The following is a 13,452-nucleotide window of genomic DNA, read 5'->3' as shown; positions in this document are numbered from 1 at the left end:
TGGACGGCCCCGGACCCGGACAGAGGCCGTCCTGGCCGACAAGGCGTATTCGTCAAGGCCCGGCCGGGCAGCCCCTTCACCGTTCCCTCGGTCCCGTCCTCATCCGCGGGCGGCACGGAAGGCCTTGAACACCCCGCTCGCACCGATCACCAGCACGATCAGCGCCGCGCCGTCGTAGACCGGGTCGGGCGAGCTCCAGAGCGTCTCGACGTCCGCCAGGAAGGCCGGGTTGAGCAGCTTCTGCTCGTGCAGGATCCAGGCCAGGGAGAGGGTGAACAACGCCTGGGCCGCGGCGTACCAGGCGGCGAGCCGGAAGGTACCGCGGTGGGCGGCCACCTGGGCCAGTTGGACCGCGACCAGACCGGCGAGACCCACGAGGACCGGCCAGATCCAGCCCGACCACAGCGCCGGGTCGAGCACCTCGACCGACTCGCCGTCCTCGACGCGATAGGGCTTGGCCGTGTGCTGCCAGGCGATCAGGGCGATCAGCAGCAGGTCCCATACGGCGGTGAGGCCGGTGGCGGCGAGGGGGCCCTTGCCGGACTGACGGATCTCGGGCAGGTCGTCGGGCGTCCAGGCGGTGGCTGCCGCGACCACTCCCCTCGGGCGGCGCAGGCGCTCGGCGGCCGCGTACAGCACGGTGACGGCGGCGAACAGCTGGGCGCCGAAGGTGAGCAGGGCGCTCACGCCGGTGCCGAGGGCAGCGCCGATCCCGCCCCCGTCCACAATCTCCAGGAGCATGAGCCCGACGGCGACGACGGGCAGCACGGTGGCCAGCAGCGTCACCGTCAGGCGGCGGTACGACGGGTACAGGTCGGGCCCGATGAGAGCGAGCGGCCGGTCCGCGTAACGAGCGGCGTACCGGACCGGATCCCCCATCTCGCTGAGCACCTCGCGCTCCACGGCCCGCGGATCACCGGCGCCGCGTCCTTCGACGGTGTCGGCGATGGTGGCGCGCAGTTCCTCGGCGATGTCGTCCCGCTGGTCGGCGGGCAGCCGCCGGACGACCTCGTGCACGTAGCGCTCGGTGAGCGTGCTCGTGCTCATCCGTTCTCCTTGGTCAGTCGTGAGATCGAAGCGACGAGGTCCTGCCACTCGCGCACCAGACCGGTGCGCACCTCGGAACCATCGGGGCTGACCCGATAGAACTTCCGCGGCCGGGACTCGTCGGTGTTCCATTCGCTCGTGAGCAGGCCCTGCTTCTCCAGCCGGCGCAGCAACGGATAGAGCGTGTTGCCGTCGACGGTGACCCCCGCGTCGTTGAGCGTCTCCAGCAGCGCATACCCGTACTGCGGCGTCCGGAGCAGCGCCAGACAGGCCAGCACGACCGTCCCGCGACGCAGCTCCTGCGCCTGGCTCAGGGTCAGTTCTTCTACGGACACGACTCACACGATACTGTGCGGCACACACTAATGTCACGCGATTCGGCGACGAGGGACGGCATCAACGGGCGTACGGCGCAGGCGAGTCGGGACCAGTCCCCGGCTCGGCTGCGGCGCACGGTTCAGAGACGCCGGGCACTCACCTCAGGAACACGGTGGCGTACAGCACCGCGCGGGCGCTGCCGATGCGCCGTACCACACGCGGGGTGACGGCCGCGCCGAGCAGGCCGCCGACGGCGCCCGCGAGGCCATCAGGAGACCGACCACGCCGCCACGGCGAGGAGCCCGAGGGGATCATGACGGCTGCGGACGTGAGGAAGGCCGTCGTGCAGCCGGCGGCCGGGGTGTCGGGCCGCGTCGATGCGATGACCGGTGAGGAAGGGTGCCACGAGTCCGGGAGCGCACGGCGCAACTCGGCGTCACGCCCCGCGTCCCGCTCGACGCCGTCGCCCGGTCCTGGCCCGGCGAGCCGCCGCCCCGGCCGGCCCGGTACCGCCGATCACCACTGCCGCCAGGGCCTCCACCCGCGGGGTGCAGCAAACAACCTTAAAATGGAACAAATTATTCATGGGTGATCGAGGGCAATGTGTCGGCCGATGGTGTGGCATCGAGCTCGTACCCGTTCGGCGCCGCGAGTGGCGGCGAAGCGCCCGAGCGCGACGACGCGCTGGTCAGTGCGGTCATCAATGCCGTGGAGGTGACCGGAGGGCATGCCGGAAGCGTCTTCCTGCTCTCCGGCGACCATCGCTCGCTCCTGCTGGCCGCGACGTGCGGGGCGCCGCCCTCCCTCCTCGGCGGGTGGCGTCGGATCCCGGTGAACAGCCGTATCCCCGTGGCCGAGGCATACCGCTCCGGGCGCATGGTCCACCTGGCCGGCGCGGAGGAGACGATGCGGCGCTTCCCCCAGCTCTCGGTCGCCGTCCCCTACCCGTTCGGCTCTGCCTCAGTGCCCGTGCGAGCGGGCGAACAGACTTTCGGATCGATGGCCGTGCTGTGGACGCCCAGGCCCGAGGGGACGGGGCTGTCGAGGGCGCAGCGCCGACAGCTGCGCTCCGCGGCCGACCGTCTGGGCACCACCCTCGCCGGGCTCAGCGCGCGCCAGGAGCTCGTCGAGTACGACGAACGGACAGCTCCGGTAGTCGTCCGGCTGCCGTCCGCTCCGCTGATACGGGTGGGCCTGTTCGACTGGAACCTCGACACCGGGGCCTTCACGACCGACGACGAGCTGTGCGTGATCTTCGGGATCCCGCCCCGTGATTTCGACGGACGGGTGGACACCCTGGCGGCCCGGATCGAGCCCGCGGACCTGCCCGGCTTCCGGTCCGCCGCCCGTGCCGCGGTCGAGGAGGGCCGTGTGCTCGCGCACTGCCTGCGGATCCGGGACCGCGGTGGAGGCCACCGCGCTGTGGAGCTCTGGGGCCGGGTGCCCGCGAGCCCGGAGGATCCGCAGGCGTCGTCCCATCTGGTCGGCGCGGTACTCGACTCCGGAAGCAACATGGCCGCCGTGGCGGCGATCGAGCGGCTCGCGGACGGCTTCTTCGCGCTCTCTTCGGAAGGGCATGTCGCCTACGCCAACCACAGCCTGGAGACTCTGCTGCGGGTCCGCCAGGACGAACTGCTCGGCCACCGCCTCTGGGACGTCCTGCCCTGGCTGGCCGATCCCGTGTACGAGGACCGCTACCGGGCCGCCCTGGTCTCCCAGCAACCGGTCTCCTTCCTGGTCCGCCGCCCACCCGACGAGTGGCTGGTCCTCTCCCTCCACCCGGGCTCACAGGGCATGACGGGGTGGGCGGCACCCGTACGACAGCCGGTACCGGCCGGCACCGGCCCCGGGACGTCCGTCGCCGTGGAGGGTCCGCCCGTCTCCTCGTCCCCTCCGCCCGCGGCCCCGCGGCTGGGTGCCCTCTACCGCGTGCTCCAGCTGGGCAGCGCCCTCACCGAGGCGGTCACCGCGCGTGAGGTGTGCGATGCCGTCGCCGAGCAACTACTGCCCGCATTCGGTGGCCAGAAGCTTGCGATCTGCGTGGTGGAGGAGCGGCACGTGCATCTGTTCGCGCAGCGCGGCTGTTCGGAGGAGGTTCTCGCCCGGCTGGAAGGCATTCCGCTGCATGACCGGCTGCCTGTGACGGATGCGGTGACCTCCGGGACCCCGCTGTTCATCGAGTCCCGGGAGGAGCTCCGCGAAACGTATCCCGGGATCGTGTCAGGCGACTCCCGTTCCTGGGCGTTCCTGCCGTTGATCGCCTCCAACCATCCGGTGGGAGCCTGCATGCTCGCCTTCGACGACGTCCACCGGTTCCCCGACGAAGAGCGTGGAGTCCTCACCGCGCTGGGCGGCCTGATCGCCCATGCCCTCGAACGCGCCAGGCTCTACGACGCCGAATTCGCCCTCGCCCGCGGCCTGCAGAACGCGCTGCTGCCGCACCGGCTGCCCACGGTGCCGGGCCTTCGCGTCACCGGGCGTTACCTTCCGGGCACCAGGGGGATGGACATCGGCGGCGACTGGTACGACGTCATCCCCACCGGCGAGGAGGTCGCGCTGATCGTCGGGGACGTCGAGGGACACAACGTCGCCGCCGCGGCCACCATGGGCCAGCTGCGCAGCGCGATACGGGCCTTCGTCACCGCCGGCCACCGGCCGTGCGACATCGTGGCCAGCACCAACCGGCTCCACATGGACCTCGACCCGTCGCTGCTCGCCAGCTGCTGCTACGCCCGCCTCCATCCCGGCTCGGGGGTCGTGCGCATCGTCCGGGCGGGCCACTGCCCGCCCCTTCTGCGCCTGCCCGACGGACGCACCGAGATCCCCGATGTGCCGTGCGGGCCTCTGCTCGGCGTCGAGGCGGCGCCCGACTATCCGGAGTCGGAGCTGCGCCTCGTGCCCGGATCGGTCCTGGCCCTGTACACGGACGGGCTGGTCGAGAGGCGCGACTCGGACATCGGTTCCGGCATCGATCGCCTCCGGACCTCGCTGGCCCGCTTGGGCGGGGGCAGCCTGGAGGATCTGGCCGACGGGCTGCTGGAGGATGCCGACCAGTCACCCGACAGGGCGGACGACATCGCACTCCTGCTCGCCGAGTACGTCCCGCCGGCAGCCGCGGCGTCGTCCGCGCGCTGACTCCGTCCCGTCGGCGGGCAGCGCGCAGTCCCCGCGGGACGCCACGCCGCAGGGACCGGCTCCCACACACCCGCCGGACACCGGCACACCGGCAACACCGCAGCAGAGCCGGCCCCACGGGGCCGTCCGCCGTGACGCAGCGGCACCTCCCGCGCGTCCTCGCCCCGGCCCAGGTCGCAGTACGGCGCCCGAAAGGGCAGCGGCGGGCGCTTCGGTGGTTGCCCTCGCAGGCGTGTGCGGGAGATGCCGCCTGGCGCAGCATGGGTTGCGGAAGGGGTGAGGGGTCCGTGGTCAACTGCGCAGTGTGCGGGAATCGGTGTGATCCCGGAGAGCAGTTCTGCGGCGCCTGCGGGGCCTTCCTCGAGTGGTCGCGGCCGAGCACCCCGGCAGCCGCGGGTCCGCCGGATGCCGCGGTCCCGACCCCGACAGGGCCGGACGTCGCCGTGCCTCGGGAGGCCGCGGCGCAGGCGAGCGGGCCGGCCATTCCGCCGAGGCCCACCGCCCCGCCCCTGCGCGCCGTGCAGCCTCATGTCGAGGAGCCCGGCCGTCCGGTGCCGCCGCCGGCACGGCACGGGGACGCCGCCGAACCGCCGCCCCAGGCCGGGGACCTCATCTGCGGCCAGTGCGGCAGCGGAAACGTGCCGACGAGGCGCTACTGCCGACGTTGCGGCGCCTCCCTCGCGGACGCCCCTGCCGTACCCCGGCCGCCTTGGTGGCGGCGGCTGTTCACACGCCGTCCCAAGCCGAAGCCCGTCGCCGGGGAGCGGCCACCGCGCCGGCAGTGGCGGCGGCCGCGATTCGTCCTGCCGCTGCTGGTGCTTTGCGCCCTCGTGGCGGTCGGGTACGTCTTCCGCGGCGAGGCCGGACGAGTGCTGGAGACCGTAAGGGACCGGACGTCCAAGGCCGAGCAGATGCATGCGGTGAAGGTGACGGCGTCGAGTGCGGGGAAACAGCACCCGGCCGCCCTCGCCGTGGACGGGACCACGGACAAGTACTGGACACCCGCGCTGCCCGGAGCCTTCGAAGGGGAGTATCTGGAGGCCTCGTTCGCCGAACCCGTTCGCCTGCTCGATCTCGTCGTCCATCCCGGCACCTCTCCTGTGGCCGAGAAGTTCCTCACCCAGGCGCGGCCCAGCAGCCTGCTGATAACCGTCACCTCGAAGGACGGCCGGACGACCGTCAAGACCGTCCGGCTGGCCGACGTGCCGGGAGGGCAGCGCGTCCACCTCGCGGTCGGCGATGCCGTCCGGGTCCGGCTCACGGTCCAGGGCGCGTACGGGGGCGGGGCCGGCCGGTATCTCGCCTTCGCCGAGGTCGAGTTCTTCAGACGGCGCTGAGCCGGGAGTCTCACACGACACCCAGGGTGTCCAGCATCTGCGCGTGCCGGCGCTCCGCGTGCCGGGCCGCCACCGGGTCACCGGCCTGCCGGTGGGCCGCGATCAGCAACCGCCACACCGCGTCCTGGAACGGGTCCAGGGTCAGCGCGTGCGCCGCGGCCGCCACCGCGTCCGCCGCACGGTTCCGGCCGAGTTCCACTTCGGCCAGCGCGTGGGCCGCCCGCACCGCCTGGTGGCGGTACTGCTCACGGATCGGCACCACCCACTCCGCCGGGCCGTCCTCCGGCAGCAACTCCCCGGTGTAGAGCCGCAGGGCCCGCCCCAGCGCCCCCGCCGCCCGGTCCGCCTCCCCGCGCGCTGCCGCCCGCAGGCCCTCCCCGGCGGCGCCCTCGAAGGCCTGTACGTCGCAGCTGGCCCCGCGGTCCAGCACCAGCATGTACGCCTCGCCCGACCGCACCAGCAGCTGGGCCCTCCCTCGTCCGGTGCCCGGTTCCAGGACGGTCCGCAGGGCCGAGACCGCGACCTGCAGTCCGCGTCCGGCCGTATGGGCCGGGCTCTGCGGCCACAAAGCGGCCATGAGCTCCTCCCGGTGGACGGGCCGCCCCGCGTGGACGGACAGCAGCCGGGCCAGCGCCCGTACGCGCGGCCGCGTGCGGCTCCAGTCCAGCGGACGCCCCGCCAGTGTGGCCTCGTACCGTTGGAAGCAGCGCAGAGCCAGCGACGCGGACGGGGCCCCGTCGGTGCGGTGCATGGTGCCCGTGTGCCGGGCCGGCCGTACGCAGCGCCGGGCCAGGTGCGCCCGCAGCAGCGGCACGTCGGTCTCCAGGCCGTACTCCTCGGCGAGTTCCGGCGCGTCGGCCGCATCGTGGCCGCCGGGGTCGTCGGGTCCCCGTTCCATCAGACGCACGAGCCGGGGCGGCAGCGTTTCCAGAACTTCCCGGTCCAGATAGGTGCGCAGGCCGGCGGACTCCAGCGGGTCGCGGCCCGCCAGTACCGCCGGCCTGCTGAGTCTGAGCACACCGGGCCATCCCGAAGTGAGCTCGGCGAGCTCCCGGGTCACCTCCGGCGCGTCCGGGAAGACGGACGCGATCTCGCCTTCGCCCAGCCGCAGTTCAGCGGCGCTGAGCACGGCGGTATCCGCCAGTTCCAGCCGGGTGAGGTTCAGCGCGGGCATCCGACGGCCGGCCAGGATCAGCCGCAGGTTCCGCGGCGCCAGCACGGCCAGTTCCTCGAGTAATGCCTCGGCCGGGCTGCCGTGGACGTGGTGGACCCCGTCGACGAGCAGCAGGACGGGATCCGCACGGCGCTCGACGGCCAGCAGGACGGACTCCACGGACACCGTGTCTGCAAGCTCCAACTGGCGTCCCAGACTGGCGAGCAGTGAAGGCACCCCGAGGGTGTCACGGCAGGGCCGCCAGTGCAGCACCTTCCCGGGGAAGACGTCCGCCGTCCGCGTGAGCAGGGTGGTCTTGCCGTACCCGGCGGGAGCGACGAGCAGCGTCAGCGGTGCCGTCCCCCGAGCGAGCCCCGGCACCAGCCGCTCGCACACCGTTTCGTGCATATAGGCCTCCTCCCCCGACAGGAGGTCAAGGATGGGCGCTCACTCTCCGCACCGGCGGAGTAACTGATTACCCCATATGGGCCTGCGCGTGCAACATACGCGCTTCCCCGGGCGTTCCGCGCGCTCCCGGTCATTCGGGGCCGCCGGGGCGTAGGTCGTACGCCCCCCTACGGCTCCGCGATCACCTCGACGGTGAACGGCAGATGCACCGGCCTGTTGCGGGCCACGAGCGCCGACACGGCCGCCTCGTCCACCGCCTCCGTGCCGGGGACCCGCAATCGCACGGTCAGGTGCGGCTGCGGCGCACCCGGGAGCGGGGTCAGCGCGGTCGCCGACCACACCGTGCCGCCGCTCTCCTCGATCTCCGGGGTGGCCCCGAAGACCAGGCGGATCTGCTCGGCCAGGCCCTTCGCGGTGCCCCGGGAGGTGTGCCCGGGCACCGCTCCGCACACCTCGCCCTCGGCGCCCACCCAGGCCGCGAGCAGCGCCCGGAAGTCCTCGGGGGCCAGGCGCGGGTCGAAGTACGCGGGAAGGCTGTCGAGCACGCCCAGCACGGGTGCCAGCACCTGGTCGAGGGCCTCCGTGAGCCGCTGGACGAAGTCGTCGTCCGCGTACACGCCCGGCAGCCGGGCCCCCAGCGGATGCCTGGTCGGCAGCCCCGGCACGATCCGGCGCTCAGTCACCACCGGTCACCTCCACTCGTCTCACACCACCCGCACCTGGTGGTCGTAGCTGAAGACCAGCGAGCCCGCGTCGAGCGTGATCCGCTCCACCTCTTCGCCGCGCCGGCGGGTCCGAAGGTCCGCGGGGAACAGCCGTACGTTCTCCACCGCCTCCACACCGGCGACCTGCTGGAGCACCGCGAAGACCTCCCCGCTGTGCACGGCCCGCCCGAACGGCCAGCCGTTCCCGTCCGGGCCGCCGGTGAGCGGGTTCAGACGGTGGTACAGGGCGGCGAGCGCGGCCTGCTGCACCCGGGCGGCCGGGACGCCCGCCGCCGCCTGGAGCACCGCGACCACCGTCACGCCCTGGTAGTACGGCGGCTCGACGACCAGCCGTGCGCCCAGCATGCGCCGCGCGTCCAGATGTGCCGCGACCCGGGCCAGGAGCTGCGGCGGGCAGGCCAACTGCCCGAACTCCAGGCGTCCTTCACCGTCGTCCTCGGCGGTCGGGACCAGCAGCACCCGTACCCCGCCCGCGCCCGCGCCCACGCACCGCACCCGGGCGATCTCCGGGGCCGCCTGCCTGGTCAGGTACTCGTAGTCGTCGGCCGTCACGGCCCGCTCCCGGGTGCGCAGCGCCGACGCACCGCGCAGCCGGGCGTTCGCCACGTCCTCGCCGTCGACCCCGCCGCTCGCCGCCCGCCGGTTCTCCACCCGTGCGATGTACGGGATCGAGCTGCGCAGCACGGCGAGGGCGCGGCGCGCCACGTTGCCGCGCCGTCCACCCCCCGCGAGATAGGAGCGGGCCCGCACCGGGACGCCCTTGGCGGGAACGGCCCCGTAGTGCCGCAGGGTGCCGTCGGCCTGCCGTACCGCCGGGCCGAAGCTCACCTCGCCGGTGCTGCGATCCAGTCGTATGTGCCGGTCCAGGGGGCCGGATTCGCCGAAGTGCTCGACCTCGGTCCACTCCGTCCAGTCGCCTCCGGGGGCCGCGGTCTCCACGACGAACGGCGGGCCGCCGGCCACCACGGGAGCCCGGTCCAGCGTGAACGTCTGGGCGGGCACGCCTTCGGAAACCCCGAGGAGTTCCTCGCCCGACCGTTCGGCGTGCACGGCCGGGGCGGTCGCGCCGATGGTGAACGCCTCGGCGGACAGCAGCTCCGGGGTCGCCGAGTACGTACGCTGCCCCTCGACGGGAGCCTGCACCACGCACCGCAGCCAGCCTGCCCGCTGCCGGGCCTCCACGGATGCCAGGTGCCCGGCGGGCAGCTGGACCAGCACGTCGCCCGGCCGGTTGAAGCCGCCCGTGCCGTCGCGGTCGACCTCGCAGCGGGTCCAGCCCTCGGCGGTCCACGCCTCCCAGGCCAGCGGCGGGTGCTCGGGGTCGATGCCGTGGCCGGCCACCGGGAAGTCCAGCCGCAGCGCCACCACGCAGGAGGGCGCGGCCCCCGAGAGGCCGAAGAGCACGGCGTCGCCGGGCTGCGGTACGGCGGAGAAGCAGGGCACCCCGCGGCCGGCTGGGGGTCCCCCCGGACGGAGTCCGGGGCACAGCTCCGGCCCTTGGTCGGCGGCCACGGCGCCCGGTTCCCCGGACACGACGGCGAGGGCGGTCAACTCCACGGGCACGACGGCCACTTCGCGAACCGTCGAGAAGACCACGGCCTCCTCGGTCTCGGTGCGGTGCGTGGCGACTTCGGTCCCCTCCCGCACCTGCACGGTCTGGTCCTGCGGCGCCGAGAGCCAGAAGGTGACGTCGGTGCGGGCGGCCGTGGGCGGGTGCAGGGTGAGCCCGATCAGGTCGAGGAACGCCAGGTGGTTCTTGTCCGGGACCCGGTTCAGCCGGTAGATCAGCTGATCGGTCATGTGTGCGAAGGCCTCGATCAGCGTGACGCCCGGGTCGGAGACGTTGTGGTCGCTCCACTCGGGGCAGCGCTGCTGCACCATCCGCTTGGCCTCGTCGACGAGGTCCTGGAAGCGCCGGTCGTCGAGATGGGGCTCGGGCAGGCTCACCGGTCACCCGCCTCCGCGGAGCCGTTCTCGTGCGCGGGGATCACATAGAACGGAAATACCAGGTTCCGGGGGTCGTTCGTGCCCCGGGGCGCGTACCGGATGTCGATGTAGAGGGTGCCCTCGTCCTGCCCGTCGAAGGTGACGTCGACGTCGACGAGGTCGATCCGAGGCTCCCACCGCTCCAGCGACAGCCGTACCTCGTACGCGAGGTGCGCGGCCGTGGCCGCGTCGGCGGGGGCGAAGACGTGGTCGTGGATCGCGCACCCGAACTCCGGGCGCATGGGCCGCTCGCCGGGCGCGGTGCCGAGGATCAGCCGCATGCTCTCCTCGATCTCCCGGTCCCCGCCGACCAGCGCCACGGCCCCGGTCGCGTCGGTACGTACCGGAAAGGCCCAGCCGGAGCCGATGAACCGCTCTCCCACTGTCCTCAGCCCCCGATCAGCACGGTGACCGCGCCCATGACGATCGGCGCTCCGCACGCGGCCAGGTCGCCCACGCGCGCGGCCGGCAGGCCGCCGATGAGAACGGTGGGGCAGCCGGGCGGGGCGATCGCGGACGGAGGGTGCACGGCCGGCGGCGGGAACGAGCAGATGTGGGGGGTCGAGACCACGGCCGCGGGCATCCCCGCGATCAGCACGGTGGGCACCCCGGGCGGCCCGATCACCCCCGGGTGCCCGGTGGGGTCACCGACGCGTGCGGCAGGCGGCATCTCGTACGACTCCTCAGGCTGGTTGATGCGGTTGGTCGATACGGCTAGTTGATGCGGACGAGGGCGGCGCTGATCGAGCAGCTGGCTCCGCCCTTGATCTCGGTGCTCGCCTTCCCGTCGACCCCGACGGTGGTGCCCTTGACCTCGACCTGGCCGTTGGTCTGCAGCCTCACCGCGCCCGCGCCGCCGTCGACGTCGACCCCGGCCTGGGCCTTGACCTGAACGGACTGACCGGCCAGTTCGAGCTTTCCGGTACCGGCGTCCATGCTGATGCCCTGCTCGGCCCTGACGGTGACCTTCTCCTTCGCGGTGATCTCGACCTTCCCGTCGCTGTGCACGGTGACGGAGGTGGCCTTCTGGTCGAGGTGCAGGGTGAGTTTGCCGTCGCCGGTCGCCAGGCGTACGCCCTTGGGCCCGTTCGCGACGTCCAGCAGCTCCAGCCGGTTGCCGGAACGGGTCACCAGGGAACGGCGGTTGGTGGCCCCGCTCGTGGAGTCGACGAGCGCGCAGTCGTGCTCGGACGGCTTGTCCTGGCCGTTGTAGAGCCCGCCGATGACATAGGGACGGTCCACCCGGCCCTGTTCGAAGCCGACCAGCACTTCGTCGCCGACCTCCGGACCGAAGACGCCTCCGCCGCCCTTGCCGCCGAGGTCCGCGGTCCTGGCCCAGTCGCTGACGTACTCCCCGTCCAGCCAGGGGAAGGCGAGCTTCACCCGGCCCCGCCCCTCGGGGTCCCGGGTGTCGGTCACCGTCGCGTTGACGAGGCCGCCGATGCGGTCCTGAGGGAGTCCGCCGCCCCCGCCCGAGGCGAGTCCGTACAGCGAGCGGTTGGAGCGGCCGCCGACCGTGATCCACGTCTGGTAGCCGGTGTCCGCGTCGAAGACGTGCCGGCTGCCGGAGATCGTGTACTTCCCCTCGAAGGGCGCCCCGACATTGGCGAGGGTGACCGCTGTCCCGGCGCGCAGCTGCGGGATGCCCATGGCGATCGCGTCGAGCTCCGCGAACGAGGCGGCGAGGTCGGCGGCGAGCGCCTTCGCGGCCTGGTCGGCCTCGGCCTGAGTGCCGTACGGGACGTCCGTGGCCAGGAAGACGGCTTTGCCGAAGGGGACGGCGGCCTGCCCCGGCGTGAGCCCGAGCTGGAGCCGTTCGCTGCGGTCGGCGGGAGCCCGGCCGACGACTGCGGCCTTGGCCTGCACGTCCCAGCCGCGCACCTCGACCTGCTGGACCTGGTCGGCGGCGGTGACCGCGGCCTGGCAGCGCAGCAGGTTCCGCCCGAACTCGAGCACGTAGGGGCTGGCCTGCGGCCGGGTGGAGGTCGCGGGCGCCGTCTCGGCCCTCGCCGGATCCCGGAAGACGAACTTCCCGTCGACGACGGCGACTTCGGTGCCCGCGAGGTCCGCGAGCCGGTGCAGGAACTCCCAGTCGGTGATGCCCGGCTGGGCCAGGTGCTCGTACACCGTGGTCGTGGAGTCGACCCTGCCGATGGGCAGCCCGGCCCGCTTGGCCACCTGCACGGCGATGTCGGAGGCGGTCATCTGCCGGTACCCGGCGACGCGGCGGCCGCGGAAGAACCGGTGCGCGTGGTCGAGCCCGCGGACCACGGTGAAGGTGCCGGTGGCGTCGAGGTCGATCTCGACGGCTGTGACCTCGCCGGAGACCAGGAGTTGGCGCTGAGCGTCGTCGCCGGCGCGTGCGTACAGCTTCATCGGCGTGCCGATGGTGATGCCCGTCCTGGGCAGTACCAGGTGGTGGGGGTCGCGGAAGCGGACGGCGAACAGATCGGGCAGTTGGGTGGAGTCGTCGACGTAGGCGGAGACGATCAGTTCGGCCACGGGCGCGGGCAGCGGCTGTCCGTTCACCTCGACGGCGAGGGTGTTGGCGAAGCTCTCACCGGCCATGCGAAGCCCCGATCTCCTCGGCGGCGGGCAGAAGCAGTTCCGTCCCGGGTGCCAGGCGCATCGGATCGTCGATGCCGTTGGCCTCGGCGATGTCCCGCCAGGCGGCCGGATCTCCGTACTCCCGCCAGGCCAGCAGCGCGAGCGTGTCCCCGGAGACCACCCGGTGCACCCGGCGGGCGGCGAGCGCGCCCGAGGTGGGGTTCTGGCCCGGCACGGGCCCGCTGATCTCCTCCAGGGTCACCTGGCAGGTGGCCCGGATGGGCAGGCCGCCGGGCGTGAACAAGGTGTACTTGGCCTGCACTTGGCTGACGTACCCGACGAATCCGGTGAGCCCGCCCCAGTGGAAGATCACCCACGGCGGCACGCCCTGCTGCTTCTGGTGGGTCTGGTCGGTGGGCACACAGCAGGACAGCAGCGACTCGACGGCCGACACCACGCTGTCGTCCTGCTTGGCGGTGGCGTCGAAGAACATCTCCAGGGTGAGCTTGGACGGCCCCGCGCCCTTGAACTCCGCGGGCCCGGCCTTCTTGGCGCCCTTGGCGGTCTTCCGCTCCCACTTGGCGGTCTTGGCGAGGGTGAGTTCCTTCGGGTTGAACTGGAAGTCGATCTGCCCCATACGCGGGCCGGGGGTCGTCGTCCCGCCGTCTGCCGGGGGCTGGCGCAACTCCAGATAGGCCCGTTCGAGCTTGGGGCGGGAGCCGCCGCCCCCCTTCGGGTCGGCGGGTCCGGGCGGGGCCGCAGCGGCGATGAACGCGACCGGCTGGTTGGCCATGCG

General features: G+C 72.9%; 12 protein-coding genes. 2 read left to right on the top strand and 10 right to left on the bottom strand.

Annotated elements, in window-relative coordinates; genetic code table 11:
• Nucleotides 1–99 precede the first annotated feature (99 nt).
• The 3 genes from ACWD0A_RS23655 to ACWD0A_RS23645 form a co-directional block, all read right to left on the bottom strand.
• Nucleotides 100–1,047 (bottom strand): HAAS signaling domain-containing protein, encoded by a 948-nt coding sequence (locus ACWD0A_RS23655; RefSeq protein ID WP_451301088.1) that lies wholly within the window; start codon nt 1,045–1,047, stop codon nt 100–102.
• Nucleotides 1,044–1,382, bottom strand: coding sequence for a PadR family transcriptional regulator (locus tag ACWD0A_RS23650; RefSeq protein WP_451301086.1), 339 nt, complete (start codon nt 1,380–1,382; stop codon nt 1,044–1,046). The genes ACWD0A_RS23655 and ACWD0A_RS23650 overlap by 4 nt, the downstream gene beginning before the upstream one ends.
• A 139-nt stretch (nt 1,383–1,521) precedes the next feature.
• Complete coding sequence (locus ACWD0A_RS23645; protein WP_451301084.1) at nt 1,522–1,680, bottom strand: hypothetical protein; 159 nt, start codon at nt 1,678–1,680, stop codon at nt 1,522–1,524.
• Nucleotides 1,681–1,953: 273 nt separating this feature from the next.
• On the opposite strand from ACWD0A_RS23645, the gene ACWD0A_RS23640 reads away from it, so the two are divergent.
• Complete coding sequence (locus ACWD0A_RS23640; protein WP_451301082.1) at nt 1,954–4,500, top strand: SpoIIE family protein phosphatase; 2,547 nt, start codon at nt 1,954–1,956, stop codon at nt 4,498–4,500.
• Between the two features lie 518 nt (nt 4,501–5,018).
• Complete coding sequence (locus ACWD0A_RS23635) at nt 5,019–5,837, top strand: NADase-type glycan-binding domain-containing protein (RefSeq protein ID WP_451301080.1); 819 nt, start codon at nt 5,019–5,021, stop codon at nt 5,835–5,837.
• Between the two features lie 10 nt (nt 5,838–5,847).
• On the opposite strand, the gene ACWD0A_RS23630 is transcribed toward ACWD0A_RS23635, so the two are convergent.
• From ACWD0A_RS23630 to ACWD0A_RS23600, 7 genes are all read right to left on the bottom strand, one after another.
• Entirely contained in the window at nt 5,848–7,398 is a 1,551-nt protein-coding gene (locus ACWD0A_RS23630; RefSeq protein ID WP_451301078.1) for a BTAD domain-containing putative transcriptional regulator, read from the bottom strand.
• 167 nt (nt 7,399–7,565) lie between these two features.
• The gene (locus ACWD0A_RS23625; RefSeq protein ID WP_451301076.1) at nt 7,566–8,081 is read right to left on the bottom strand and encodes a phage tail protein; all 516 of its coding nucleotides are present in this window, start codon (nt 8,079–8,081) and stop codon (nt 7,566–7,568) included.
• 21 nt (nt 8,082–8,102) lie between these two features.
• A complete protein-coding gene (locus ACWD0A_RS23620) occupies nt 8,103–10,070 on the bottom strand; it encodes a putative baseplate assembly protein (protein ID WP_451301074.1) in 1,968 nt (655 codons plus the stop codon).
• Entirely contained in the window at nt 10,067–10,492 is a 426-nt protein-coding gene (locus ACWD0A_RS23615) for a GPW/gp25 family protein (protein WP_451301072.1), read from the bottom strand. Before ACWD0A_RS23615 ends, ACWD0A_RS23620 begins: the two co-directional genes overlap by 4 nt.
• Nucleotides 10,493–10,497: 5 nt before the next feature.
• Nucleotides 10,498–10,779 carry a PAAR domain-containing protein gene (locus ACWD0A_RS23610; protein WP_451301070.1) on the bottom strand — a complete coding sequence of 94 codons (282 nt, stop codon included), beginning with the start codon at nt 10,777–10,779 and terminating at the stop codon, nt 10,498–10,500.
• A gap of 44 nt (nt 10,780–10,823) precedes the next feature.
• Complete coding sequence (locus tag ACWD0A_RS23605) at nt 10,824–12,677, bottom strand: VgrG-related protein (RefSeq protein WP_451301068.1); 1,854 nt, start codon at nt 12,675–12,677, stop codon at nt 10,824–10,826.
• Entirely contained in the window at nt 12,667–13,449 is a 783-nt protein-coding gene (locus ACWD0A_RS23600) for a CIS tube protein (protein WP_451301066.1), read from the bottom strand. Before ACWD0A_RS23600 ends, ACWD0A_RS23605 begins: the two co-directional genes overlap by 11 nt.
• Nucleotides 13,450–13,452 lie beyond the last annotated feature (3 nt).

The organism is Streptomyces sp. NPDC002867 (assembly GCF_053591895.1).
This window is presented reverse-complemented; position numbering and strand designations above follow the sequence as displayed.

Coding starts and splice junctions, on each gene's coding strand:
- ACWD0A_RS23655 (WP_451301088.1), bottom strand. CDS start 1,047: ATGAGCACGAGCACGCTCACCGAGCGCTACGTGCACGAGGTCGTCCGG.
- ACWD0A_RS23645 (WP_451301084.1), bottom strand. CDS start 1,680: ATGATCCCCTCGGGCTCCTCGCCGTGGCGGCGTGGTCGGTCTCCTGAT.
- ACWD0A_RS23630 (WP_451301078.1), bottom strand. CDS start 7,398: ATGCACGAAACGGTGTGCGAGCGGCTGGTGCCGGGGCTCGCTCGGGGG.
- ACWD0A_RS23610 (WP_451301070.1), bottom strand. CDS start 10,779: ATGCCGCCTGCCGCACGCGTCGGTGACCCCACCGGGCACCCGGGGGTG.
- ACWD0A_RS23605 (WP_451301068.1), bottom strand. CDS start 12,677: ATGGCCGGTGAGAGCTTCGCCAACACCCTCGCCGTCGAGGTGAACGGA.
- ACWD0A_RS23600 (WP_451301066.1), bottom strand. CDS start 13,449: ATGGCCAACCAGCCGGTCGCGTTCATCGCCGCTGCGGCCCCGCCCGGA.